Consider the following 24,493-nt stretch of genomic DNA (forward strand, 5'->3'; position numbering starts at 1 on the left):
AGATGAAGGATTTTCTCAAGAAAACCGCCACCTTCCTGCGCCAGACCTGGGTCTGGAGCCTGTGCCTGGTACTGTGCCTGGCCCTGCTGGTGTGGTTCGTCGGGCCGCTGCTGGCAGTGGCCGACAGCAAGTTCTGGGAATCGGCGGCCAGCCGCCTGGTCAGCATCAGCCTGCTGTTCCTCGCCTGGGGTCTGTTCATCGTGTTCATCAGCTGGCGCGCCAATCAGCGCAAGAAGGCCGAGGCGGATGATGTCGACGCCCAGGAGCGCCTGCGCCGCGACGGCCTGATCAGCGAGGAGCAGGTCGAACTGCGCGGCCGCTTCAAGCAGGCCCTGCGCACCCTGAAGAGCTCCAGCCTGTACCGCGGGCGCAGCGACAAATGGCGCAACGAACTGCCCTGGTACCTGCTGATCGGCCCGCAGGGCAGCGGCAAGACCAGCCTGCTGGACTTCTCCGGCCTGGACTTCCCGCTGAGCAAGGGCGACGCCCAGCGCCTGACCAAGGACGTCGGCGGCACCCGCTATTGCAACTGGCACTTCGCCGACCACGCCGTGCTGCTCGACACCGCCGGGCGCTACCTCAACCAGCCCGACGTGGCGGTCGACAGCCGCGCCTGGCACACCCTGCTCAACCTGCTGCGCAAGCGCCGCGCGCGCCCGCTCAACGGCGTGCTGGTGAACATCCCGGTGGACAGCCTGCTGTACCACAACGAACTGGAGCTGGAGAACCTGGCCCGCCAGGTGCGCCAGCGCCTGCACGAAATCCACGCCGAGCTGCGCGTGGAAGTGCCGGTGTACCTGGTGCTGAGCAAGGCCGACAAGATCCTCGGCTTCGACGAGTTCTTCGACCAGCTGAGCCGCGAGGAAAGCGACCAGGTGCTCGGCGCCAGCCTGCGCAAGGAGCAGAACGCCACCGACGCCGGGGTGATCCGCCAGGAGTTCGAGGAACTGCTGCGCCGCCTCAACAGCCAGGTGATCCTGCGCATGCACCAGGAGCGCGACACCCAGCGCCGTGGGCGCATCCTCGACTTCCCGCACCAGCTCGGCCAGCTCGGCGAGCGCCTGTGCCTGTTCGTCGAACTGGCCTTCAGCGGCAACCGCTACCAGCGCTCCAGCCACCTGCGCGGTTTCTACCTGACCAGCGCGCCGCAGCTCAGCGATGCGCTCGACCCGAGTACCACCAGTATCGGTCGCAACCTCGGTCTGGCCGGCAGCACCCTGCCGACCTACCGCAGCGGCCGCGCGCGCTTTATCCACCAGTTGCTCAGCCGGGTGATCTTCCCCGAGGCCGATCTGGCCGGGCTGGACGACAAGGAAGTACGCCGCATCGACTGGCGCCAGCGCGCCCTCTACGCCGGTGCCGCCGCCTGCCTGGTGCTGTTTGGCCTGCTCTGGGGCAACAGCTATTCGGCCAACCACGGCCGTCTGGAACAGCTGCGCGAACTGGCCCAGCAACTGGGCCGCGAAGGCGAGAGCCTCAATCCCAAGGACGAGGCCGAGCAGGTGCTGCCGCTGCTCGACAGCAGCTACGCGGCGACCCAGGTATTCCCCGCGCCGAGTGACGCCGCCCTGCTCGAACGCGGTGGCCTGTACCAGGGCGCGGACGTCGACCCGACCGTACACCAGGCCTATCGCCGCCAGCTGGAAAGCGAGCTGCTGCCACGCGTCGCCCGTCAGCTGGAAGGACAGATCCGCGCCAACCGCGACGACCGCGAGCTGCTGCTCGGCAGCCTGCGCGCCTACCTGATGCTCAATCTGGAACAGCGCCGCGAAGCCGCGTACCTGCAGGACTGGCTGGCCGCCGACTGGTCGCTGCGCTACGCCGGCGCCGAGCCGACGCAGAAGGGCCTCAATGGCCACTTCCAGCGCCTGCTGGCCGAGCCATTCGCCGCCTACCCGCTGAACGACGCGCTGGTGGCCGAGGCGCGGCAGATCCTGCGCAGCGAGTCGCTGGCCAACGTGGTCTACCGCATGCTCCGCGACCAGGCTCGCAGCCTGCCGGAATATCGCCTGAGCCAGCAGCTGGGCAGCCAGGCCACGCTGTTCCTCGGCAGCGACTACAGCATTCCCGGGCTGTACACGCAGAAGGGTTATCAGCAGTACTTCGTCGCCCAGGGCCTCGGTCTGGTGCGCGACATCCTGCGCGACAACTGGGTGCTCGGCGAAGGCAACCAGCTCAGCGACAACGACCTCAGCCGCCTGCTGGTGGAGCTGGAGCAACTGTACTTCCGCGACTACGCCAACTACTGGGGCGAGGCCATCGCCCAGCTCAGCCTGGAGCCGATCGGCAACACGGCCCAGGGCATCCTTCAGCTGTCCGCGCTGACCGCGGCCAACTCGCCGCTGCTGCAGGTGCTGGTGGAAGTGCGCGAGAACACCCGCTTCGACCTGCCGGCAGCCGCCGACCAGGTCGACGAGCTGGCCGCCCAGGCCAAGCTTGGCAAGAAAGCCAAACTGGCCGCCGCCGCGGCCGAACAGGGCATCGGCGCGATCGCCAAGAGCCTGCCGGACACCGCCCGCCGCGCCCTGCAACGGCGCTTCGAGCCGCTACACCGACTGCTCGACGCCAACAGCGGCGCCGGCCCGGAACTGGCCGCTACCCTGCAGGCGCTGGACGCCCTGCAACTGCAGTTCAGCGGCCTGGCCCACGCCAGCGCGCCGGAACAGGCGGCCTTCGAGATGGCCAAGGCACGCATGGGCGGCCGCCCGGATGCGATCAACCAGGTACGCAGCAGCGCAGCGCGCCTGCCGCAACCGGTGGGCAACTGGCTGAGCCTGATCGCCGACGACAGCTGGCAGCTGGTGCTCAACGACGCCTATGGCTACCTGAACAAGCGCTACCGCAGCGAGCTGTATGCCTTCTACAAGGAGTCGCTGTTCAAGCGCTATCCGTTCAGCGCCAAGAGCGACAGTGACGTGGCCATCGCCGACTTCCGCGAGTTCTTCAAGGCCGATGGCGTGGCCGACGGCTTCGTCGATCGCTACCTCAAGGCCTTCGTCAGCGACAGCGAGGGCAAGTACCAGCTGCGCCGCCTGGACGGTCAGGGCCTGCCGCTGTCGCCGACCTTTCTCGCACAGATCAACCAGACTCAGGTGATCCGCCGCAGCTTCTTCGCCGAGAACCCGACCGAGCCGCTGGTGCTGTTCAAGCTGGAGCCGTTCGCCCTCGACTACAGCCTCAACCGCGCCGACTTCCAGTACGGCGGCCAGCAGATGGAATACCGCCACGGGCCGATCATCGCCACCGCGTTCCGCTGGCCGGCCGAGGGCGACAGCGAGCGCAGCAGCCTGGTGCTGGAAGAACAGGGCGGGCGCCGCGTCGGCATCGAGAAGAGCAGCGGGCCCTGGGCGCTGTTCCGCCTGCTCGACCTGATGCAGGTCGAGCAGCACAGCGGCCGCGACGTGCTGATCCTCAAGGCCAACCTGCAGGGCCTGCAGGCCAAGTACCTGCTGCACAGCCAGCGCTCGCCGAACCCGTTCGACGCCAGCCTGCTGCGCGACTTCAAGCTACCGGCGACGCTTTGATGGAAGTCGCCAACCTGCTCTGGCACAGCGCCGCGCGCACCGACACCGGCAAGGTGCGCGCGCGCAACGAGGATGCCTTTCTCGACCAGCCGCAGCGTGGCCTGTGGGTGGTCGCCGACGGCATGGGCGGTCACCAGAACGGCGACCTGGCCAGCCGCCTGATCGTCGAGAGCCTGGGCGAGCTGGACGCCGGCGGCAGCTTCGAGCAGCGCCTGGAGCAGTTACGTCAATGCCTGCACCGGCTCAATCGCCACCTCAGCCTGGGCCTCACGGTGACCAGCGAGAACCCCGATATGCTGGTCGGCAGCACCGTGGTCGCGTTGCTCGCCGCCGGCAGCCGGATGGCCTGCGTGTGGGCCGGCGACAGCCGCTGCTACCTGCTGCGCGGGCGCCAGCTGTACCAGTTGAGCCGCGACCATTCGCTGCTGCAGCAACTGGTCGACGAGCACGGCATGAGCGTCGATGAGGCCGCGCGCCAGCCGGCTGCCCACGCCCTGACCCGCGCCATCGGCGCAGCCGAGGAACTGCAGCTGGATATCCTCGAACTGGAAAGCCTGCCCGGCGACGTGTTCCTGCTGTGCAGCGACGGCCTGTATCAGGACCTCGACCACGACCAGCTCGGCGCCGCGCTGATCCGCCCCAGCGCCAGCCTAGCCCTGCAGCGCCTGTTCGAACTGGCGCTGGACGGCCCGGCCCGCGATAACCTCAGCGCCGTGGTGATCAACCGATGAGCAGCGCGATGAACCACCAGGCCGCGGCCACCGCCGCCAGCGCCGACCTGACCCTGATGGCCGGCAGCACGGCCAAGACGCCGCGGCCCTTGCCCAAGGACCTGCCGCCGGTGCTCTGCGGCCGCTACCGCATCGAACGCCTGCTCGGCGTCGGCGGCATGGGCGCGGTGTACCGCGCGCGAGACCTGCTGCGCGAACAGTTCGGCGACCCGCAGCCCTATGTGGCGCTGAAAACCCTCAGCGAAGACTTCGCCGAGTACCCGGACGCCAGCGCCCTGCTCTACAGCGAGTTCGCCCTCAGCGCCCGCCTGAGCCAGCGCAACCTGGTGCGCCTGTACAGCTTCGAGATCGACCCGCCCAGCCAGCGCGCCTTCATCACCATGGAGCTGCTCAAGGGCTGCACCCTCGACAGCCTGCTGCAGCAATACCCCAGCGGCCTGCCCTGGGCCGAGGCGCACACGATCAGCCTAAGCCTGCTCGAAGCCCTGCACTACGCGCACGGCCAGGGCGTACTGCACGGCGACCTGAAGCCGAGCAACCTGATGCTCGGCGACAGCGAGCTGCGCCTGTTCGACTTCGGCCTCGGCCAGGCCATGGATGGTTTTCTCACCGGCCTGCCGCGCCTCTCGCGCAGCCGCTTCGCCGCCTGGACGCCGCGCTATGCCGCCCCCGAATTGCTCGACGGCGCACCGCTGAGCGCCGCCGCCGATGTCTATGCAGTGGCCTGCGTGATCTACGAACTGTGCAGCGGCCAGCATCCTTTCCGCCGGCAAAGTGCTAAACAGGCCAAGGCAATGGAACTGCCGCTGCATGCCCCTGCGGATATGCCCCGCGCCCTGTGGCCGGCCCTGCGCGCGGCGCTGGAATTTGACCCGGCCCGGCGCAGCAGTCTGCCCCGTTTGCTGCGAGCCTTCCGCGAACAGCAGCGCCCGGCCTCCCGGCTGCCGCGCTGGCTGCGCCGCCGGCCAGCCCTCTGACAAGGACGACAGAATGTTCAACCCCGCCAACCAGACCCACTTCAGCCTGACCCTCGACGGCCAGCGCCACGACCTGCAGGTCCTCGAATTCCACGGCCGCGAAGCGCTCAACCAGCCCTACCGCTTCGAGGTGGAGCTGGTCAGCGAGCGCCCCGACCTCGACCTGCAGAGCCTGCTCGGCCAGCCCGCCTTCCTCGCCTTCAGCCCGGACGGCCACGGCATCCACGGCCTAGTGCACGACGCCGCCCAGGGCGAGTCCGGCAAGCGCCTGACCCGCTACCGCCTGGTGCTGCAGCCCAAGCTGGCCTGGTTGGCGCAACGCAGCAACCAGCGCATCTACCAGCAGCTGACGGTACCGCAGATCATCGCCCTGGTATTGGAAGAGCACGGCATCCTCGGCAGCGCCTACCGCTTCCAGCTCGGCCCGACGGTTTATCCCGAGCGCGACTACTGCGTGCAGTACGACGAGAGCGACCTGCACTTCATCCAGCGCCTGTGCGAGGAAGAAGGCCTGCATTACCACTTCGAGCACAGTGGCCAAGGCCATGTGCTGGTCTTCGGCGACGACCAGACCAGCTTCCCGCGCCTGGGCCAGCCCACGGCCTACGTGCAGGACAGCGGCATGGTCGCCGACGAACCGGTGATCAAACGCTTCGCCCTGCGCCTGGCCACCCGCAGCAACCGCGTGACCCGCCGCGACTACGACTTCGAACAACCGCGCCTGCTGCTGGAGGCCGCCGCCAAAAGCGAGTTCCAGCCCGACCTGGAAGACTACGACTACCCCGGCCGCTACACCGAGCGCACGCGCGGTAAACACCTGGCCCAGCGCGCCCTGGAACGCCACCGCGCCGACTACCAACTGGCCGAAGGCCGCAGCGACCAGCCGCGCCTGCTCAGCGGCCACCTGCTGGAAATCTCCGACCACCCGCGCCGCGAATGGAACGACCTGTGGCTGCTGCACGAGGTGATCCACCAAGGCAAACAACCGCAGGTGCTGGAGGAGTCGATCAGTAACTTCGGCGCCGGCCTTCTCCCCTCTCCCATTCATGGGAGAGGGGCCGGGGGAGAGGGTCTGTCCAGCAACTCCGATGACTTCCACCAAGGCTACCGCAACCACTTCAGCGCCAGCCCCTGGAACATCCTCTACCGCCCGCCCCTGCAACACCCGAAACCGCGCGTACTGGGCAGCCAGACCGCGGTAGTCACCGGGCCCAAGGGCGAGGAGATCCACTGCGATCAATACGGCCGGATCAAGGTGCAGTTCCACTGGGACCGCGAGGGCCAGGGCGACGACACCAGCAGCTGCTGGCTGCGCGTGTCCAGCAGCTGGGCCGGCGACCGCTACGGCGGCATCGCCATCCCGCGCGTCGGCATGGAAGTGCTGGTCACCTTCCTCGAAGGCGACCCCGACCAGCCGCTGGTCACCGGCTGCCTGTACCACAAGGAACACGTCGTCCCCTACGACCTGCCGGCGAACAAGACCCGCAGCGTGTTCAAGACCCTCAGCTCCCCCGGCGGTGGCGGCTACAACGAGCTGCGCATCGAGGACAGAAAAGGCGCCGAACAGATCTACATCCACGCCCAGAAAGACTGGGATGAAAACATCGAGCACGACCAGAAGATCCGCATCGGCCACGAACGCCACGACACGGTCGAAGCCAACAGCTACACCGAGCTGAAAGCCGAGGAACATCACACCACCCATCTGGATCGCAAGGTGGAGGTACGCGCCGACGACCACCTGACCGTGGCGCAGAACCAGCACACCAAACTCGGCACCGCCCAACTGACCCAGGCCGGCCGCGAGATCCACCTGAAAGCCGGGCAGAAGATGGTCATCGAAGCCGGCCTGGAAATCACCCTCAAGGCCGGCGGCAGCTTCATCAAACTCGACCCGGGCGGCATCACCCTGGTCGGCCCCATGGTCAAGATCAATGCCGGCGGCGCGCCGGGCAATGGCTCGGGCATCACTATCAAACCCCCGCTTCAGCCGGGGATGGCGGATAAGGACAAGGCGGGGAATCTGCTGGATGAAAACCTGGCGAACAGCCTGAGCAGCCTTAAGCAAAAGCCCAAGCGAATGCTCAACTTCTCCAGCTAATCAGGATCAGGCGCGCGGCCAAGTTGCACGCCACCAAGGAACGGAACCGAGTCAAACCACCATGGCAGACCACAAACCAATCAACTGGGCATTTCCCTTCAAGCTCAAAGGAGCCGACGGAGCGGCCAGCAAGGACATCACCAATCCAGAGGTCTACTACGCCGCCCTGGCTCAAGCCAAAGACGGCTTTTACCCAATGGGGGCAAGTGGCAACTGGCACGGCGGCGTGCATTTCGATGAGGCTACAGGGGCCGTACTCGACCAGTCTGAGGTGCACTGCATCGCCGATGGCGAAGTGATCGCCTATCGCATCGACGAGCAATATCCGACCACCACATATGGGGAGGTTCCCGCTGTAGTACATCTGCCCTTCTCGACGGGCTTTGTGCTGGTCAAACACCGCCTGGAGTTACCACCGAAACCCCTTGAACCAGCCGCAGGCGCAGCCTCCGAAACGCCCCCTGCAGCGCCTGCTTTAACGTTTTACAGCCTGTATATGCACCTGCAGGATTGGGCGAGCTACCAAGCCCAGCCTACCCTGCCGCGCCCAAGCTTCTGGGTGGACGGGTTGTGCAAGGTAAAGGCAGACGCTCCCGACAAGTTGCTGGGTTTGAATGTGCGGGCCTATTACAAGGTATCTCCTACCAATGCACATCATTCAGAGTATGAAAATATCCTGGCAACACTGCCGCGCGGCACTATCGTCGAGGCCGCGAGCGGCCCTGATAATGAGCATGCCGGCTGGTTGAAACTAACCAGCATTACCCCTGCCATCGCAGGGCTTGAGCCTGAAAACTGCTGGGCTTACAAAGATGAGATGAAATCGCTCGGCAGCAATCGCTACCTCATCAGTGAGGGTGCCAAAGATCCTATCGCGCCAGTTCAGCAAGGGTTGAATGTGCGCTCGGCAACCGCGCACGGAGATATCCTGGCCCTGCTACCCAGAGGCACACAGCTACGTATCAGCAATGAAGGGGCAGCAGGTAAATACCGCAAGCTGGTGGAAATTATCAGCGGCACCGCAGTACCCCCGCTCACCGCAGACAGCAGCGGTAATCTCCCTGGTTTTGTCTGGCTGGACTCACTGGAAGTCACCCATGAACCCAAAGCCCATGACGGCAGCGTGGTGGTACTGGATCAACCAGTGGCAATCAAAGCTGGCGAGCTGATTGGCCATATAGGCCAGTACCAGAACTTCGACGACAACCGTCCCAGATCGATGCTGCATCTGGAGGTATTCAGTTGTAACGACGTACCAGCCTTTATTAGCCAGAGCAGAGCATGGGCGGAGAGCTTGCCCGCAGAACAGAAGACTCTGATCAAGATTCACAAAGAATCTAAGGTTATCCAGCCCACCGCAGCAGATACCCAGATCGCGAGTGGCACTGACGTGAAAAGCGCTGCCGACTCCCCGACTGAAGGTTGCTGGACCAAGGTGCAGCCTTACGTCGTGCTGAAGGTCAACAAGAGCGAATTAGGCACCTATAGCAGTAAGCAGTACCCCTTAAATGCCAGCCAAAAAAGCACCCTCGCCGGCGCTCAAGGTATTGATGTGAGTGAACTGCCAGACCAGGTCGATTTCCTGATGGAAACCTATCTGGCTGATGGTACCGATCCACAGCCGTATGTCAGCGGGAGCATCCCTGCCACACGACCAATGCGCAAAATTGGAGTGAAGCTGAACACTCCTGTTTGGGTTAAGCGCAGCACACTCAATGCCCAAGGTCAGCGCTCCAGCACCGACGGTGCTCTCGATGCCTGGAAAAATTTTCCCCTTAGCCAAGCCACAGATGGCCCAGCGTGCGGATTCGAACGCATCCTCAGCAAAGCTTCTTGGAACCACCTCAGCACCGACCACAAGGCCGTCGACGCGAATACCGAGAAAACCCATTGGTGGTACGTCACTGTTGCCAGCGCCGCCGGACAGGAAATATCAGGCTGGGTACCCGAGGTCGACCTTATCGTTACGGAGCATTCCCCTTGGGAATGGCCTGGCTTCAGCCAGATAGAGGACATAACGCCCGTTGTCAGCCAGCAGGCGCAAGCCCTCAGTGCCCAAGGAGCACTTTCGACCGAAGAAGCCCACAGCTATGCAGCGCAAATCGACGAAGCCGAACGCGGGGCGCTGTTCCAACGGCTATTTGAAATCATCGATCAGCCTGACGCTGCTGGCGTGCGCGATAAAAAACTCACTCCGGCAGAGATCAAAAATGCTCTCAGTAAATCCTGGCTAGCCCAGCAGCTCTCTTTGCTTATCACTCACTACGAGAGCGAGTGGTTCTCGAATCCTGCCAAATGGAATGCACTAGATTCATTAATGGCATATACCCCTGGACAATCAAACTCTGACTGGGAGAAAGAAAAGCAACGAATTGAAAAGCTGAGCTGGTGGGCAACGCTGACAGGTAAGCACGGGACTAACACACATGGAAAGGTTTGGCATTTCCACGCAGCAGGGTTAATTGGAAGTTTATTGAGCCCAAATACTTTCAAAATTACCATTGAAATGTTAAGAAAAATATTTACATCAGGATCTATAGAAAAATTACAGCTACTCGCTGATGAGTTAAATAAAAATCTTGCAGAATACAAATTGGACACTCCGGCTAGATTAAGCCATTTTTTTGCTCAAGTAAGAGTGGAAGTTGGGGATAACTACTCATTAGTCGAATCCCTGAAATATAGGCCAGAAAAGCTTTCGGATTTCTCTTATTTTGCCAGTCGACCAGATGAAGCTCAGCTGTATGGATATATACCAGGGGTACATCCAGCAAACGAAGTAGAAATTGCAAACAGAGCTTATAATGGAGTAACTGGAAATAGTGACTTAGGTAATGGTGATATAGAAAGCGGCGATGGCTGGAAATTTAGAGGGCGAGGGCTCAAGCAGCTTACAGGTCGTTATAACTACACTGATTTCAACCAAAAGTATTCTATTCTATGGACAGATGAAAATATAAATTTCATAGAAAATCCAGAGAAACTAGAGGAAACAAAGTATGCAGCTCGCTCTGCTGTATATTTTTGGTTGAAAAATTCTTTATATGAAATCGCCGATCTTGGAGTAGAGCCAAGCAACGTGAACTCAATTACTGCAGTAATCAACCAATACACGTCAAGTTATGCTGAAAGAAGAAATCAATTCAAAAGGATATGGGAAATTGAGAAAATATTTCGTTAGGTTTTTTACTATATTTGTACTCCTGTCTACGCCATTAGTAGCGAACGCTGGAGTTCGGCAAATAATTTACGGTGATATCAATAGAAACGATACATCTGATGAGGTAAAAGTTACCGATACAGAGGGTGATTTCTATCTATTAGATATAATTATCGACGGGGTGGAAAAAATAAAAATAACCTCTTTAATACCTGCAAAAAAAAATAAACCAACAGGCGGAATTGAAGTATTTAGAGGGCTAGGCATAGCCAATAATAATTTAATTATGAATTTATATACTTGCGCTCCATCAATGCCAGTTTGCTATGACCGCCACCTATTTTTTGAGTACCGTGGAAAAGCTCTCTCACTCGTCCGCGAACAGACAACAGCATTTTCAGGAACACTGGCTGTGCTTAACGTTAATTACCCATCTGATATAGATACATCCTCTATCTCTTATCAATATTTCCTTGAAAAAGACGAGCCAAGCCTCGATCAATTTAATAAAAAATATGGATCGTGCATATCATCTTTGGGTGGCGATTCGGTTTTAAAAATAATAGAAGAACTTGAAAGCGCTCAGCCCAACCAGTGGATATATGAACCAGGTTGCATAACACCATCTTTAATTTTTGATTTACAAAATCAAAAAATGATATCAAAACAGTCAAGCTTTAGATATTTGGAATCAATCGATAAATAAAGATAGCCGATTAAAATAAAACATCTATCGAAGATCACATCACCTCTGAAGCCTTGGGTTTTTGATATGACGGCTAACTATTATTTATAGAAATTAATATGGATACCTATCTATTTTAAAGCGAGCCATTGGCCCGCTTTCTTTTTCCGCTAGCGACTTATTCCACCGTCACGCTCTTGGCCAAGTTACGCGGCTGATCCACGTCGGTACCCTTGAACACCGCCACGTAGTACGACAGCAGCTGCAGCGGCAGGGTGTAGAGGATCGGCGCCAGGGCGTCGTGGATGTGCGGCATGTTGACCACGTGGGTGCCTTCGCCGTTGCTCAGGCCGGCTTGCTGGTCGGCGAAGACGATCAGTTGGCCGCCGCGGGCGGCGACTTCTTGCAGGTTGGATTTGAGCTTTTCCAGCAGCTCGTTGTTCGGCGCCACGGTGACCACCGGCATGTCGCTGTCGACCAGGGCCAGCGGGCCGTGCTTGAGCTCGCCGGCCGGGTAGGCTTCGGCGTGGATGTAGGAGATTTCCTTGAGCTTGAGCGCGCCTTCCATGGCCACCGGATACTGCGCTCCGCGGCCGAGGAACAGGGTGTGGTGCTTTTCGGCGAACAGTTCGGCGATCTTCTCTACGGTCTTGTCCATGGCCAGGGCTTCGCCAAGGCGGGTCGGCAGGCGGCGTAGTTCTTCCACCAGTTCGGCGGCCACGCCGGCTTCGAGGGTGCCGCGCACCTGGCCGAGGGCCAGGGTCAGCAGCATCAGGCCGACCAGCTGGGTGGTGAAGGCCTTGGTCGAGGCCACGCCGATTTCCGGGCCGGCCTGGGTCAGCAGGGTCAGGTCGGATTCGCGCACCAGGGAGCTGATGCCGACGTTGCAGATGGCCAGGCTGGCCAGGTAGCCGCCGTTGTCCGGCGCGCATTGCTTGGCGTTGCGCAGGGCGGCCAGGGTGTCGGCGGTTTCACCGGACTGGGAGATGCTGACGAACAGGGTGTCCGGCTGTACCACCACCTTGCGGTAGCGGAATTCGCTGGCCACTTCGACCTGGCAGGGGATGCCGGCCAGGCCTTCGAGCCAGTAACGGGCGACCATGCCGGCGTGGTAGCTGGTCCCGCAGGCGACGATCTGTACGTTGCGCACGTTGGCGAACAGCTCGGCGGCCTGCGGGCCGAAGGCCTGGACCAGTACATGGTCAGTACCCAGGCGGCCTTCCAGGGTGCGTTGCACGACCTTGGGCTGCTCGTGGATTTCCTTGAGCATGAAGTGGCGGTATTCGCCCTTGTCGGCGGACTCGGCGCCTTCGTGGTATTGCACCTGTTCACGCTGCACCGAGCGGCCGCTGGCGTCCCAGATCTGCACGCTGTCGCGGCGGATTTCGGCGATGTCGCCTTCTTCCAGGTACATGAAGCGGTCGGTGACCTGGCGCAGGGCCAGCTGGTCGGAGGCGAGGAAGTTTTCGCCGAGGCCGAGGCCGATCACCAGCGGGCTGCCGCTGCGCGCGGCGAGCAGGCGATCCGGTTGCTGCGCGCTGATCACGGCCAGGCCGTAGGCGCCGTGCAGCTCGGGAATCGCGGCCTTGAGGGCGACGGCCAGGTCGCCGTGTTCGGCCAGTTTGTGCTGCAGCAGGTGGACGATGGTTTCGGTGTCGGTATCCGAGGTGAAGACGTAGCCGAGGCCTTGCAGGCGGGCGCGCAGTTCTTCGTGGTTCTCGATGATGCCGTTGTGCACCACGGCCAGTTGTTCGCCGGGCTCTTTGCCCGAGAAATGCGGGTGGGCGTTGCGCTCGCTCGGCGCGCCGTGGGTGGCCCAACGGGTGTGGGCGATGCCCAGGTGGCCGTTGAGCGGCTCACCGGCCAGGGCCTGGCCCAGTTCGGCGACCTTACCGACCCGGCGGCAGCGCTGCAATTGGCCGCTCTGGGTGAAGACCGCCACGCCGGCGCTGTCGTAACCACGGTACTCCAGGCGCTTGAGGCCTTCGACCAAGATCGGGGTGATGCTGCGTTCGGCGACGGCGCCAACAATGCCACACATGGCTGTTCTCCTAGGGTTGCACGGCGGCGAGGATCAGGGTGATGCCACGCGCCTTTATCTGTTCGGCCGCCTGGGCATCCAGGCGGTCGTCGGTGATCAGGGTATGGACGCTGCTCCAGGGCAGTTCCAGGTTGGGAATCTTGCGGCCGACCTTGTCGCTCTCGACCATGACGATGACTTCGCGCGCCACCTCGGCCATGACCCTGGACAAACCCAGCAGCTCGTTGAAGGTAGTGGTGCCACGCTGCAGGTCGATGCCATCGGCGCCGATGAACAGCTGGTCGAAATCATAGGAGCGCAGCACCTGTTCGGCGACCTGACCCTGGAAGGACTCAGAGTGCGGGTCCCAGGTGCCACCGGTCATCAGCAGCACCGGCTCGTGCTCGATGTCGCGCAGGGCGTTGGCCACGTTTAGCGAGTTGGTCATCACCACCAGGCCGGGCTTGTAGCCGAGCTGCGGGATCATCGCCGCGGTGGTGGTGCCGCTGTCGATGATGACGCGCGCATGTTCGCGGATGCGTTCGACGCCGGCGCGGGCGATGGCCTGCTTGTGGCTGGACACCGGCTGTGCGGGCTCGCCGATCAGCTCCTGCGGCATGGGCACGGCGCCACCGTAACGGCGCAGCAGCAGGCCATTCTTCTCCAGGGCGGCAAGATCCTTGCGGATGGTCACTTCGGAGGTGGCGAAGGCACTGGCCAGCTGGTCGACACTTACCTCGCCCTGCTCGTTGAGCAAGGCGAGGATGGTGTGGCGCCGCTGTGGTGTGTTGCGCTTGGACATCCGTAAGTTTCGATTCGAAAGATAAGTGCGCGAATCAAAACCTAACGAAAGCTTATGGTCAAGTCTGAAACGGACAAAAGGCGGCCTGAGCCGCCTTTTTGTTGTGGATAACTACCCGACTTACTTCTTGATCGGGCGCTTCCAGCCTTCAATGTTGCGCTGCTTGGCGCGGCCGACGGCCAGGGTCTTGGCCGGTACGTCCTGGGTAACGGTCGAGCCGGCGCCGGTGGTGGCGCCGTCGCCCAGAGTCAGTGGTGCCACCAGGGAGCTGTTGGAACCGATGAACACATCCTCACCCATCACGGTGCGGAACTTGTTGGCGCCGTCGTAATTGCAGGTGATGGTGCCGGCACCGATGTTGGTCCGTGCACCGATCTCGGCATCGCCCAGGTAGCTCAGGTGGCCGGCCTTTGCGCCTTCGCCCAGCACGGCATTCTTCAGCTCGACGAAGTTACCGACATGGGCCTTGGCGCCCAGCACTGCACCCGGACGCAAGCGGGCGAACGGGCCGCAGTCGGCGCACTCGCCAAGCTCGGCACCATCCAGATGGCTGTTGGCTTTGACGATGGCGCCCTTGCGCAGGGTGCTGTTCTTGATCACGCAGTTCGGGCCGATCTGCACGTCGTCCTCGATGACCACTTTGCCTTCGAGGATCACGTTGATATCGATGGTGATATCACGCCCCACGCTGACCTCGCCGCGCACATCGAATCGATGCGGATCGAGCAGGGTCACGCCCTGGGCCATCAGCTGACGGGCCATGCGCTGCTGGTAGTGGCATTCGAGCTGCGAAAGCTGGATGCGGTCGTTGGCACCCAGCACCTCCATCTCGTCCTGGGCCGTCTCGGTGGCCACCACCAGGCCGTCAGCTACGGCCATTGCGATCACGTCGGTGAGGTAGTACTCGCCCTGGGCGTTGCTGTTGGACAAGCGGCCCAGCCAGTCGCCAAGGCGCTTGCCCGGTACGGCGAGGATACCGGTGTTGCCTTCGTGGATGGCGCGCTGCGCCTCGCTGGCGTCCTTATGCTCGACGATGGCCTGCACCACACCGTTGGCGTCACGTACGATGCGACCGTAGCCGGTGGGATCGGCCAGGTTGACCGTCAGCAGGCCCAGCTGAGCGTCGTTGGCCTGCTCCAGCAGACGGGTGAGGGTTTCAACCTTTGTCAGCGGTACGTCGCCATACAGGATCAGCACCTTATCCGCTTCCAGTGCTGGCAATGCCTGGGCCACGGCGTGGCCGGTGCCAAGCTGCTCGGCCTGCAGCACGAAGTGGATATCGTCGGCGGCGAGACGCTCACGGACCAGCTCGGCACCATGGCCGATCACCACATGGATCTTGCGCGGCGACAGCGCGCGTGCCGTATCGATGACATGGCCGAGCATGGGCTTGCCGGCTACCGGATGCAGCACCTTGGGCAGGGCCGAACGCATGCGGGTGCCTTGGCCAGCGGCGAGGATGACGATATCGAGGGACATGGCGGAATCCTGAACGGGCACAGGCGGAAGCCACCTGTGGATAAATACGGCAGAAAAGAAAAAGGGTAGCCAAGGCTACCCTTTTACTTCGTTGCGATGAAGCCGGTAGCTTAGCCGCCGAACTTCTTGCGCATCTGTTGCACGGTACGCAGCTGGGCCGCGACCTCTGCCAGGTGAGCGGCAGCAGAACCGTAGTCGAACTCGGCGCCTTGCTCATGCAGCGCTTTCTCAGCAGCCTTGAGGGCTTCCTGAGCAGCTGCTTCGTCGATGTCGGCAGCGCGAGTAACGGTGTCGGCCAAGACCTTCACCATGTTCGGCTGTACTTCGAGGAAACCGCCAGAGATGTAGAACACCTCAGCTTCGCCACCCTGCTTGATCAAGCGGATCGGACCCGGCTTGAGATCGGTGATCAGCGGCGCGTGGCCCGGAGCGATACCAAGATCACCCAGGTTGCCGTGCGCAATCACCATCTCGACCAGACCGGAGAAGATCTCCGCTTCTGCGCTGACGATGTCGCAATGGACTGTCATAGCCATATCTAGCCTCACATGAGCGCCCGTTGCCGGGCGCACAGGGGATTACAGTTTCTTGGCTTTCTCGATTGCTTCGTCGATGCTGCCAACCATGTAGAACGCCTGCTCCGGCAGGTGATCGTAGTCACCTTTCAGAATGCCACTGAAACCAGCGATGGTGTCCTTCAGGGAAACGTACTTGCCTGGCGAACCGGTGAAGACTTCGGCCACGAAGAACGGCTGGGACAGGAAACGCTGAATCTTACGAGCACGGGATACCAGCTGCTTGTCGGCTTCAGAGAGTTCGTCCATACCGAGGATCGCGATGATGTCCTTCAGTTCCTTGTAACGCTGCAGCACGTACTGCACGCCACGCGCGGTCTCGTAGTGCTCCTGACCAACCACCAGCGGATCGAGCTGACGGGAGGTGGAGTCCAGCGGATCCACGGCCGGGTAGATACCCAGGGAGGCGATGTCACGCGACAGTACGACTGTGGCGTCCAAGTGGGCGAAGGTGGTCGCCGGGCTCGGGTCGGTCAGGTCGTCCGCAGGTACGTATACGGCCTGTACCGAGGTGATCGAGCCGTTCTTGGTGGAGGTAATACGCTCCTGCAGAACGCCCATCTCTTCGGCCAGAGTCGGCTGGTAACCTACTGCGGAAGGCATACGGCCCAGCAGTGCGGATACTTCAGTACCGGCGAGGGTGTAGCGGTAGATGTTGTCGACGAACAGCAGAACGTCACGACCTTCGTCGCGGAACTTCTCGGCCATGGTCAGGCCGGTCAGGGCTACGCGCAGACGGTTGCCTGGCGGCTCGTTCATCTGACCGTAAACCAGGGCTACCTTGTCGAGAACGTTGGAGTCCTTCATCTCGTGGTAGAAGTCGTTACCCTCACGAGTACGCTCACCCACACCAGCGAACACGGAATAACCGCTGTGTTCCATGGCGATGTTACGGATCAGTTCCATCATGTTTACGGTCTTGCCGACACCGGCACCACCGAACAGACCGACTTTACCGCCCTTGGCGAACGGGCAAACCAGGTCGATAACCTTGATGCCGGTTTCCAGCAGGTCGTTACCACCGGCTTGCTCGGCGTACGACGGCGCAGGGCGGTGGATTTCCCACTGCTCTTCTTCGCCGATCGGACCAGCTTCATCGATCGGGTTACCCAACACGTCCATGATCCGGCCCAGGGTCGCTTTACCGACCGGTACGGAGATGGCCTTGTGGGTACGGGTGACGTCCAGGCCGCGTTTCAGGCCTTCGGTCGAACCCATGGCAATGGAGCGAACCACGCCGTCGCCCAGCTGCTGCTGAACTTCGAGGGTGGTTTCGGCGCCGACTACTTTCAGCGCTTCATAAACACTCGGCACTTGATCACGCGGGAATTCCACGTCGATAACGGCGCCGATGATTTGAACGATACGTCCGCTACTCATCTTTGGTTCCTCTGAATATTTGAACCGTTCTTAAACCGCGGCAGCGCCGCCGACGATTTCCGAAATTTCCTGGGTGATCGCTGCCTGACGAGCCTTGTTGTAAATCAGCTGCAGGTCTTTGATCAGATCGCCAGCGTTGTCGGTGGCGTTCTTCATCGCGATCATCCGGGCCGCTTGTTCAGCCGCGTTGTTCTCAACCACTGCCTGGTACACCTGCGATTCCACGTAACGCACCATCAAGCCGTCGAGCAGCTGTTTGGCGTCGGGTTCGTACAGATAGTCCCAGTGGTGCTTGAGCTCTGCTTCCGGAGTCGCCACCAGGGGAACAAGCTGCTCCACTGTCGGCTTTTGCGTCATGGTATTGATGAACTTGTTCGAGACCACGGACAGACGATCGATGCGACCTTCGAGGTAAGCATCGAGCATGACCTTGACCGAACCGATCAGATCATTGATCGACGGTTCCTCGCCCAGGTGGCTGATCGCAGCAACGACATTGCCACCAAAGCTGCGGAAGAACGCCGCGCCTTTGGTACCAATCACGCAGAGATCAACCTCTACGCCTTGCTCGCGATTGCTCGCCATGTCCTTGACCAGAGCCTTGAACAGGTTGGTATTCAGACCACCGCACAGACCACGATCCGAACTCACCACCACATAACCGGCGCGCTTTACTTCGCGCTCGAGCATGAACGGATGGCGATATTCCGGGTTGGCGTTGGCCAGATGACCAATCACCTGGCGGATACGCTCCGCGTAGGGACGGCTAGCAGCCATGCGCATTTGTGCTCTGCGCATTTTGCTGACCGCCACCTTTTCCATGGCGCTGGTGATCTTCTGCGTGCTTTTGATGCTCGCAATCTTGCTGCGAATCTCTTTTGCGCCTGCCATGTAACACCTATCAGGTTAGCAAGCGGGGACCTCGCGGCCCCCGCTGCGGCTTACCAGGTTTGGGTGGCCTTGAACTTCTCGATGCCAGCTTTCAGCTGAGCGTCGATGTCGTCATTGAAGTCGCCCTTCTCGTTGATCTTCGCCATCAGTGCGGCGTTCTCACGGTTGAAGTAGGCGATCAGGGCCTGCTCGAAGCTGATGATCTTGGCGACTTCGATGTCGACCAGGAATCCACGCTCAGCGGCATACAGCGACAGGGACATGTCGGCGATGGACATCGGCGCGTATTGCTTCTGCTTCATCAGCTCGGTTACACGCTGACCATGCTCAAGCTGCTTACGGGTGGCTTCGTCCAGGTCAGAAGCGAACTGGGCGAATGCCGCCAGTTCACGGTACTGAGCCAGAGCGGTACGGATACCACCGGAGAGCTTCTTGATGATCTTGGTCTGTGCAGCACCACCCACGCGGGATACCGAGATACCGGCGTTGACCGCAGGACGGATACCCGAGTTGAACATGGCCGATTCCAGGAAGATCTGACCGTCGGTGATCGAGATCACGTTGGTCGGAACGAACGCAGAAACGTCGCCAGCCTGGGTTTCGATGATCGGCAGAGCGGTCAGGGAACCGGTTTTGCCAGTCACAGCGCCATTGGTGAACTTCTCGACATACTCTTCGGAAACGCGGGAAGCGCGCTCCAGCAGACGGCTGTGGAGATAGAACACGTCGCCCGGGTAGGCTTCACGGCCTGGCGGACGGCGCAGCAGCAGGGAGATCTGACGGTAGGCAACGGCCTGCTTGGACAGGTCGTCGTACACGATCAACGCATCTTCACCGCGGTCGCGGAAGTATTCGCCCATGGTGCAACCGGCGTACGGTGCAATGAATTGCAGCGCAGCGGATTCGGAAGCACTGGCGGCTACGACGATGGTATTGCTCAGAGCGCCAGCTTCTTCCAGCTTGCGAACCACGTTGGCGATGGTCGATTGCTTCTGACCAATGGCGACGTAGACGCAACGGATGCCGCTGTTCTTCTGGTTGATGATGGCGTCGATGGCCAGAGCGGTTTTACCGATCTGACGGTCACCGATGATCAGCTCGCGCTGGCCACGGCCTACCGGGATCATGGCATCGACCGACTTGTAACCGGTCTGTACCGGCTGGTCGACCGACTTACGCCAGATCACGCCCGGCGCAACCTTTTCAACAGCGTCGCTAGCGACGTTGTTGAGCGGGCCTTTGCCGTCGATCGGGTTACCCAGTGCGTCGACTACGCGACCCAGCAGTTCCGGACCAACCGGAACTTCCAGGATGCGGCCGGTGCACTTGGCGCTCATGCCTTCGGCCAGCGACTGGTAGGCACCCAGAACCACGGCGCCGACGGAGTCGCGCTCAAGGTTCATGGCCATGCCGTAGACGCCGCCCGGGAACTCGATCATTTCACCGTACATGACGTCGGCGAGACCGTAGATCCGCACGATACCGTCAGACACGCTGACGATGGTGCCTTCGTTACGAGCCTGGGAAGAGACGTCGAGTTTCTCGATACGTCCCTTGATGATTTCACTAATTTCGGAAGGATTGAGTTGCTGCATTGCTCTGCTGCCCCTTCAAACTCAAGATTTCAACGCTTCGGCCAGCTTCGCGATTTTGCCGCGAACCGAGCCATCGATAACCAGGTCGCCTGCACGGATAACCACACCACCGATAAGGGTGGCATCTTCCGTTGCATGCAGACGCACTTCTCGACTGAGCCGTGCGCTGAGAACCTTGGCGAGTTTGTCTTGCTGTTCTGTGCTCAATGCAAAGGCACTGGTCACTTCCACGTCCACCGACTTTTCCTGCTCGGCCTTGTACAGCTCGAACAGTGCAGCGATTTCCGGCAACAGGTCGAGACGACCGTATTCGGCAACGATGGAAATGAAGTTGCGTGCCTGGGCATCGAACTTGTCACCACACACTTCATTGAAAGTGGTGGCCTTTTCTGTACTCGTCAGACGCGGGGCCTTGAGCACGCGTTGCAGGGTGTCGTCTTGCGACACCGCTGCAGCCAGGCCGAGCATGGCTGACCAGGAGGCCAGTTGCTGGTGGGCCTGGGCGTGCTCGAAAGCAGCCTTGGCGTAAGGTCGGGCCAGCGTGGTCAGTTCTGCCATGATCGCCCTCGCTTAGATTTCGGCTGCCAGTTTGTTAACCAGCTCCGCGTGCGCGTTTTGATCGATGGTCGCTCCCAGGATCTTCTCGGCACCACCGACAGCCAGGGCACCCAGTTGGGCACGCAAGGCGTCTTTGACGCTGTTCAGTTCCTGTTCGATCTCGGCCTGAGCCTGAGCCTTCACACGGTCAGCTTCGACACGGGCCTGATCACGGGCTTCGTCGACGATCTGAGTACCGCGCTTCTTGGCCTGCTCGATGATTTCAGCAGCCTGGGTTTTGGCTTCGCGCAGTTGCTGAGCCACTTTCTCGTGGGCCAGCTCCAGATCACGAGCCGCACGGTTGGCGGCGTCCAGACCATCAGCGATCTTCTTCTGGCGTTCGCGCAAAGCCGTGATGACCGGAGGCCATACGAACTTCATGCAGAACAGCACGAAAATGAAGAACGCAACGGCCTGGCCAATCAGGGTTGCATTAATGTTCACGCCAATACCTCGCTCGTTCGTTGTCTATCCAGCTAATCAACTCGAAGAGTTGATTAAGCCGGGATTTGAGCGATGAACGGGTTAGCGAAGGTGAAGAACAGAGCGATACCAACACCGATCATGGTCACGGCGTCCAGCAGACCGGCGACGATGAACATTTTGACCTGCAGCATCGGAACCATTTCCGGCTGACGCGCAGCGCCTTCCAGGAATTTGCCGCCCAGCAGGCCGAAGCCAATGGCAGTACCCAGAGCGCCCAGGCCGATCAGCAGGGCAACAGCAATCGCGGTGAGACCAACTACAGTTTCCATCTTTCCTCCCGACTTTTTATGTCGTATTGGTTAGGGGTTTTCAAAGTGAAGCGGTAAAGCTTTTTCGTTACCCAAAGAGACAAACGCCTCTTAGTGGTTGTCTTCGTGGGCCATCGACAGATAGACGATGGTCAGCATCATGAAGATGAACGCCTGCAGCGTGATGATCAGGATGTGGAACACCGCCCACGCCCAGTTCAGCGCAACACCCAGGGTGCTGAGCAGGAACATGCCACTGCCGAACATCACGGCAATCAGGATGAAGATCAGTTCGCCGGCATACATGTTGCCGAACAGACGCAGAGCCAGGGAAATCGGCTTGGCGATCAGGGTGACGAATTCCAGCAGGAAGTTCACCGGGATCAGCAGGATCTGTACAACGATGTTCTTGCTACCGAAAGGATGCAGGGTCAGTTCGCCGAGGAAGCCGCCGATACCCTTGACCTTGATGCTGTAGAACACGATCAGAGCGAACACCGACAGGGCCATGCCCAGGGTGGCGTTCGGGTCGGTGGTCGGTACCACACGGAAGAACAGGTGATCGTTACCGGTGATGGTCGCGGCCAGCATCGGCAGGAAGTCGACCGGCACCAGGTCCATCAGGTTCATCAGGAAGATCCAGACGAAGATGGTCAGTGCCAGCGGAGCGATCAGGGCGTTACGGCCGTGGAAGGTGTCCTTGACACTGCCGTCGACGAACTCGATCAGTACTTCGACGAAGTTCTGCAGGCCACCCGGTTGGCCGCTGGTGGCGCGCTTGGCGGCCGAGCGGAACAGCAGGATGAAGATCAGGCCGAGGAATACGGACCAACCCAGGGTATCCACGTGGAATGCCCAGAAGCCCATTTCCTTTGCTTCTTGTGCGGTGTGGGCGAAGCCCCAATCACCATTCGGCAGTTGCCCGAAAGTCAGGTTCTGCAGGTGGTGCTGGATGTAGCCCGAAGCGGTTTGTTCTGCCATGTTTGCCTCAAACGCTCTAAGGTCTCGAAAGTCTTGTTCTCATCAGCAGCGGTGCGAACCAGTTGACCATCTGGGTCAGCAGGAAGACACCGAACAGCGCCAGTGCTTCCAGAGGTTTCACCCCTGCAAACGCCAGCGTGAATAACGCTGCCGTCAGAATCAGTTTGCCCGCCTCGCCGGCATAAAAAGACCGGACGATGTTCTGCGCAGCCCGCGCCCCGCTGAAACGGAACGCCTTGTGGGCAAAATACAGATTGGGCAGCCAGGCAATCAGCCCCCCACAGAGTCCCGAGTAACCGCTCACCGGGCCGCGCCAGCCGTACAGGGTAGCAGCAGCCAACAGCAAAACGGCCAATTGGGCCAGCAGCACCGGAAAAACCGGCAAACGATGGAAGGGCAGGCGGTTTTGCGTGCGGGCATCCATCACTACTGTTCCTCTGGCGTCGGCCGCCTAAAATCAATCACTTGGCATAGTTTGTGCCGACAAAATGCGCGCAGAGTATAGGGGCGCTTCTACCCCCGTTCAACTGGCCGGTAGTGAATTCCGACCGCTGCTACAGCGCCAAAGATGTGCAATTGTTTCCGCAGTTCAGCGAATGTGCGCCAAAACACCCTGCAGTTCATCCAGCGAGCTGTAGCGAATGACCAGTTGGCCCTTGCCCTTCTGACCATGCTTGATCTGCACCGGAGCCCCTAGCTTCTCGGCCAGGCGCTGTTCCAGGCGATTGATGTCCGGATCGGTCTTGACCACGGCAACTGGTTTTTCCTTGCTGTTCAACCACTGGCGCACCAGGGCCTCGGTCTGACGTACGGTGAGGCCGCGTGCGACAACGTGTCGCGCACCTTCGACCTGCTGTTCCGCGGGTAAACCGAGCAGGGCACGGGCATGGCCCATTTCCAGGTCGCCATGGGACAGCAGGGTCTTGATCTCTTCCGGCAGGGCGATCAGGCGCAGCAGGTTGGTGATGGTCGCGCGGGACTTGCCCACCGCATCGGCGACCTGCTGCTGAGTCAGTTCGAATTCCTGCTGCAAGCGCTGCAAAGCCACGGCTTCCTCGATCGGGTTGAGGTCTTCGCGCTGGATATTCTCGATCAGCGCCATGGCGATGGCCGCTTCGTCCGTTACCTCACGGACCATGGCCGGGATCTTCTCCAGACCGGCCTGCTGGCTGGCACGCCAGCGGCGTTCGCCAGCGATGATTTCGAAACGGCCACCGCCAATCGGGCGCACCACGATCGGCTGCATCACGCCCTGGGCCTTGATCGAGTTGGCCAACTCTTCGAGCGCGCCCGGATCCATGTCGCGGCGCGGCTGGTACTTGCCACGCTGGACCAGATCCAGCGGCAGATGCTGCAGTTCACGGGTGTCAGCCTGTACGGCTTCGTTTTCCAGGGCGGCGGCAGAGGTGCCACCGAGCAGGGCATCTAGCCCGCGGCCGAGTCCACGTTTCTTGATGGCCATGGGATTCCTTATGCGGTAGCAGTTTTGGCGCTGCTGCGCTGGCGGCGCACCAGTTCACCGGCCAAAGCCAGGTAGGCAATGGCACCACGGGATTGCTTGTCATAGACCAGCGCCGGCATGCCGAAGCTGGGCGCCTCGGCCAGGCGTACGTTACGCGGGATGACCACGTCGTAGAGCTTGTCGCCGAAATGCTCCTTGAGCTGCGCGGTGACGTCGTTGGTCAGGCTGATGCGCGGGTCGTACATGGTGCGCAGCAGACCTTCGATCTTCAGGCTCGGGTTAAGCAACTCGGCGATGCGCTTGATGCTGTTGACCAGGTCGCTCAGGCCTTCCAGGGCGTAGTACTCGCACTGCATAGGGATGATCACCCCGTCGGCGGCGACCAGGGCGTTGACCGTGAGCATGGACAGCGCCGGCGGGCAGTCGATCAGGATGTAGTCGTAGTTCTCGCGGATCGGCGCCAGCGCATAACGCAGGCGGCTTTCCTTCATCTTCATTTCCAGCAGGGCGACCTCGGCGGCGGTGAGGTCGCGGTTGGCCGGCAGCAGCTGGTAGCCACCATGCTCGGAGAACTGCATGGCTTCGCCGACCGTGCTTTCGCCGATCAGCACGTCGTAGATCGAATGTTCCAGGGTCTGCTTGTCGACGCCACTGCCCATGGTGGCGTTGCCCTGCGGGTCGAGGTCGATCAGCAGCACACGGCGCTTGGTAGCGACCAGGGATGCCGCCAGATTGATGCAGGTGGTGGTCTTGCCGACCCCGCCTTTCTGGTTGGCGATCGCGAATACTTTAGCCATGC

20 protein-coding genes are annotated in these 24,493 nt (G+C 60.8%); 6 read left to right on the forward strand and 14 right to left on the reverse strand.

Annotation, left to right across the window (positions count from 1 at the left end; all coding sequences use genetic code 11):
- Nucleotides 1–2 precede the first annotated feature (2 nt).
- From tssM to H3H45_RS04845, 6 genes are all read left to right on the forward strand, one after another.
- Nucleotides 3–3,524, forward strand: a complete 3,522-nt coding sequence (gene tssM, locus H3H45_RS04820) for a type VI secretion system membrane subunit TssM (protein ID WP_182832578.1) — start codon at nt 3–5, stop codon at nt 3,522–3,524.
- Complete coding sequence (locus tag H3H45_RS04825; protein WP_182832579.1) at nt 3,524–4,255, forward strand: PP2C family protein-serine/threonine phosphatase; 732 nt, start codon at nt 3,524–3,526, stop codon at nt 4,253–4,255. Before tssM ends, H3H45_RS04825 begins: the two co-directional genes overlap by 1 nt.
- Nucleotides 4,252–5,232 (forward strand): serine/threonine-protein kinase, encoded by a 981-nt coding sequence (locus tag H3H45_RS04830; protein ID WP_407926672.1) that lies wholly within the window; start codon nt 4,252–4,254, stop codon nt 5,230–5,232. The genes H3H45_RS04825 and H3H45_RS04830 overlap by 4 nt, the downstream gene beginning before the upstream one ends.
- Before the next feature lie 13 nt (nt 5,233–5,245).
- Nucleotides 5,246–7,333, forward strand: coding sequence for a type VI secretion system Vgr family protein (gene tssI / locus H3H45_RS04835; RefSeq protein WP_182832580.1), 2,088 nt, complete (start codon nt 5,246–5,248; stop codon nt 7,331–7,333).
- Between the two features lie 61 nt (nt 7,334–7,394).
- Nucleotides 7,395–10,514, forward strand: coding sequence for a glycoside hydrolase family 19 protein (locus tag H3H45_RS04840; protein WP_182832581.1), 3,120 nt, complete (start codon nt 7,395–7,397; stop codon nt 10,512–10,514).
- Nucleotides 10,456–11,199, forward strand: coding sequence for a hypothetical protein (locus tag H3H45_RS04845; RefSeq protein WP_182832582.1), 744 nt, complete (start codon nt 10,456–10,458; stop codon nt 11,197–11,199). Before H3H45_RS04840 ends, H3H45_RS04845 begins: the two co-directional genes overlap by 59 nt.
- Before the next feature lie 157 nt (nt 11,200–11,356).
- Here the strand turns inward: H3H45_RS04845 and glmS are convergent, their stop codons facing one another.
- The 14 genes from glmS to H3H45_RS04915 form a co-directional block, all read right to left on the reverse strand.
- Nucleotides 11,357–13,219: a glutamine--fructose-6-phosphate transaminase (isomerizing) gene (gene glmS, locus H3H45_RS04850; protein WP_182832583.1), complete on the reverse strand. Its 1,863-nt coding sequence runs from the start codon at nt 13,217–13,219 to the stop codon at nt 11,357–11,359.
- Between the two features lie 10 nt (nt 13,220–13,229).
- A complete protein-coding gene (locus tag H3H45_RS04855; RefSeq protein WP_182832584.1) occupies nt 13,230–14,000 on the reverse strand; it encodes a DeoR/GlpR family DNA-binding transcription regulator in 771 nt (256 codons plus the stop codon).
- A gap of 120 nt (nt 14,001–14,120) precedes the next feature.
- Nucleotides 14,121–15,479, reverse strand: a complete 1,359-nt coding sequence (gene glmU, locus H3H45_RS04860; protein WP_182832585.1) for a bifunctional UDP-N-acetylglucosamine diphosphorylase/glucosamine-1-phosphate N-acetyltransferase GlmU — start codon at nt 15,477–15,479, stop codon at nt 14,121–14,123.
- A 110-nt stretch (nt 15,480–15,589) separates the two neighbouring features.
- Nucleotides 15,590–16,015 carry a F0F1 ATP synthase subunit epsilon gene (locus H3H45_RS04865; RefSeq protein ID WP_182832586.1) on the reverse strand — a complete coding sequence of 142 codons (426 nt, stop codon included), beginning with the start codon at nt 16,013–16,015 and terminating at the stop codon, nt 15,590–15,592.
- Between the two features lie 42 nt (nt 16,016–16,057).
- Nucleotides 16,058–17,434 (reverse strand): F0F1 ATP synthase subunit beta, encoded by a 1,377-nt coding sequence (gene atpD / locus H3H45_RS04870; RefSeq protein ID WP_182832587.1) that lies wholly within the window; start codon nt 17,432–17,434, stop codon nt 16,058–16,060.
- A 30-nt stretch (nt 17,435–17,464) separates the two neighbouring features.
- A complete protein-coding gene (atpG, locus tag H3H45_RS04875) occupies nt 17,465–18,325 on the reverse strand; it encodes a F0F1 ATP synthase subunit gamma (RefSeq protein WP_182832588.1) in 861 nt (286 codons plus the stop codon).
- A gap of 50 nt (nt 18,326–18,375) precedes the next feature.
- Nucleotides 18,376–19,920: a F0F1 ATP synthase subunit alpha gene (gene atpA, locus H3H45_RS04880; RefSeq protein WP_182832589.1), complete on the reverse strand. Its 1,545-nt coding sequence runs from the start codon at nt 19,918–19,920 to the stop codon at nt 18,376–18,378.
- A 21-nt stretch (nt 19,921–19,941) separates the two neighbouring features.
- Nucleotides 19,942–20,478 carry a F0F1 ATP synthase subunit delta gene (locus H3H45_RS04885; protein ID WP_182832590.1) on the reverse strand — a complete coding sequence of 179 codons (537 nt, stop codon included), beginning with the start codon at nt 20,476–20,478 and terminating at the stop codon, nt 19,942–19,944.
- A 12-nt stretch (nt 20,479–20,490) separates the two neighbouring features.
- Entirely contained in the window at nt 20,491–20,961 is a 471-nt protein-coding gene (locus H3H45_RS04890) for a F0F1 ATP synthase subunit B (protein ID WP_160077429.1), read from the reverse strand.
- A gap of 53 nt (nt 20,962–21,014) precedes the next feature.
- A complete protein-coding gene (gene atpE / locus H3H45_RS04895) occupies nt 21,015–21,272 on the reverse strand; it encodes a F0F1 ATP synthase subunit C (protein WP_173210797.1) in 258 nt (85 codons plus the stop codon).
- Between the two features lie 90 nt (nt 21,273–21,362).
- A complete protein-coding gene (atpB, locus tag H3H45_RS04900) occupies nt 21,363–22,232 on the reverse strand; it encodes a F0F1 ATP synthase subunit A (protein ID WP_182832591.1) in 870 nt (289 codons plus the stop codon).
- 16 nt (nt 22,233–22,248) lie between these two features.
- Complete coding sequence (locus tag H3H45_RS04905) at nt 22,249–22,656, reverse strand: F0F1 ATP synthase subunit I (RefSeq protein ID WP_182832592.1); 408 nt, start codon at nt 22,654–22,656, stop codon at nt 22,249–22,251.
- 165 nt (nt 22,657–22,821) lie between these two features.
- Entirely contained in the window at nt 22,822–23,694 is an 873-nt protein-coding gene (locus H3H45_RS04910; RefSeq protein ID WP_182832593.1) for a ParB/RepB/Spo0J family partition protein, read from the reverse strand.
- Nucleotides 23,695–23,702: 8 nt separating this feature from the next.
- The gene (locus H3H45_RS04915) at nt 23,703–24,491 is read right to left on the reverse strand and encodes a ParA family protein (protein WP_182832594.1); all 789 of its coding nucleotides are present in this window, start codon (nt 24,489–24,491) and stop codon (nt 23,703–23,705) included.
- Between the last annotated feature and the right edge of the window lie 2 nt (nt 24,492–24,493).

The sequence above is a fragment of the Aquipseudomonas guryensis genome (genome assembly GCF_014164785.1).
Lineage (GTDB): Bacteria > Pseudomonadota > Gammaproteobacteria > Pseudomonadales > Pseudomonadaceae > Aquipseudomonas > Aquipseudomonas guryensis.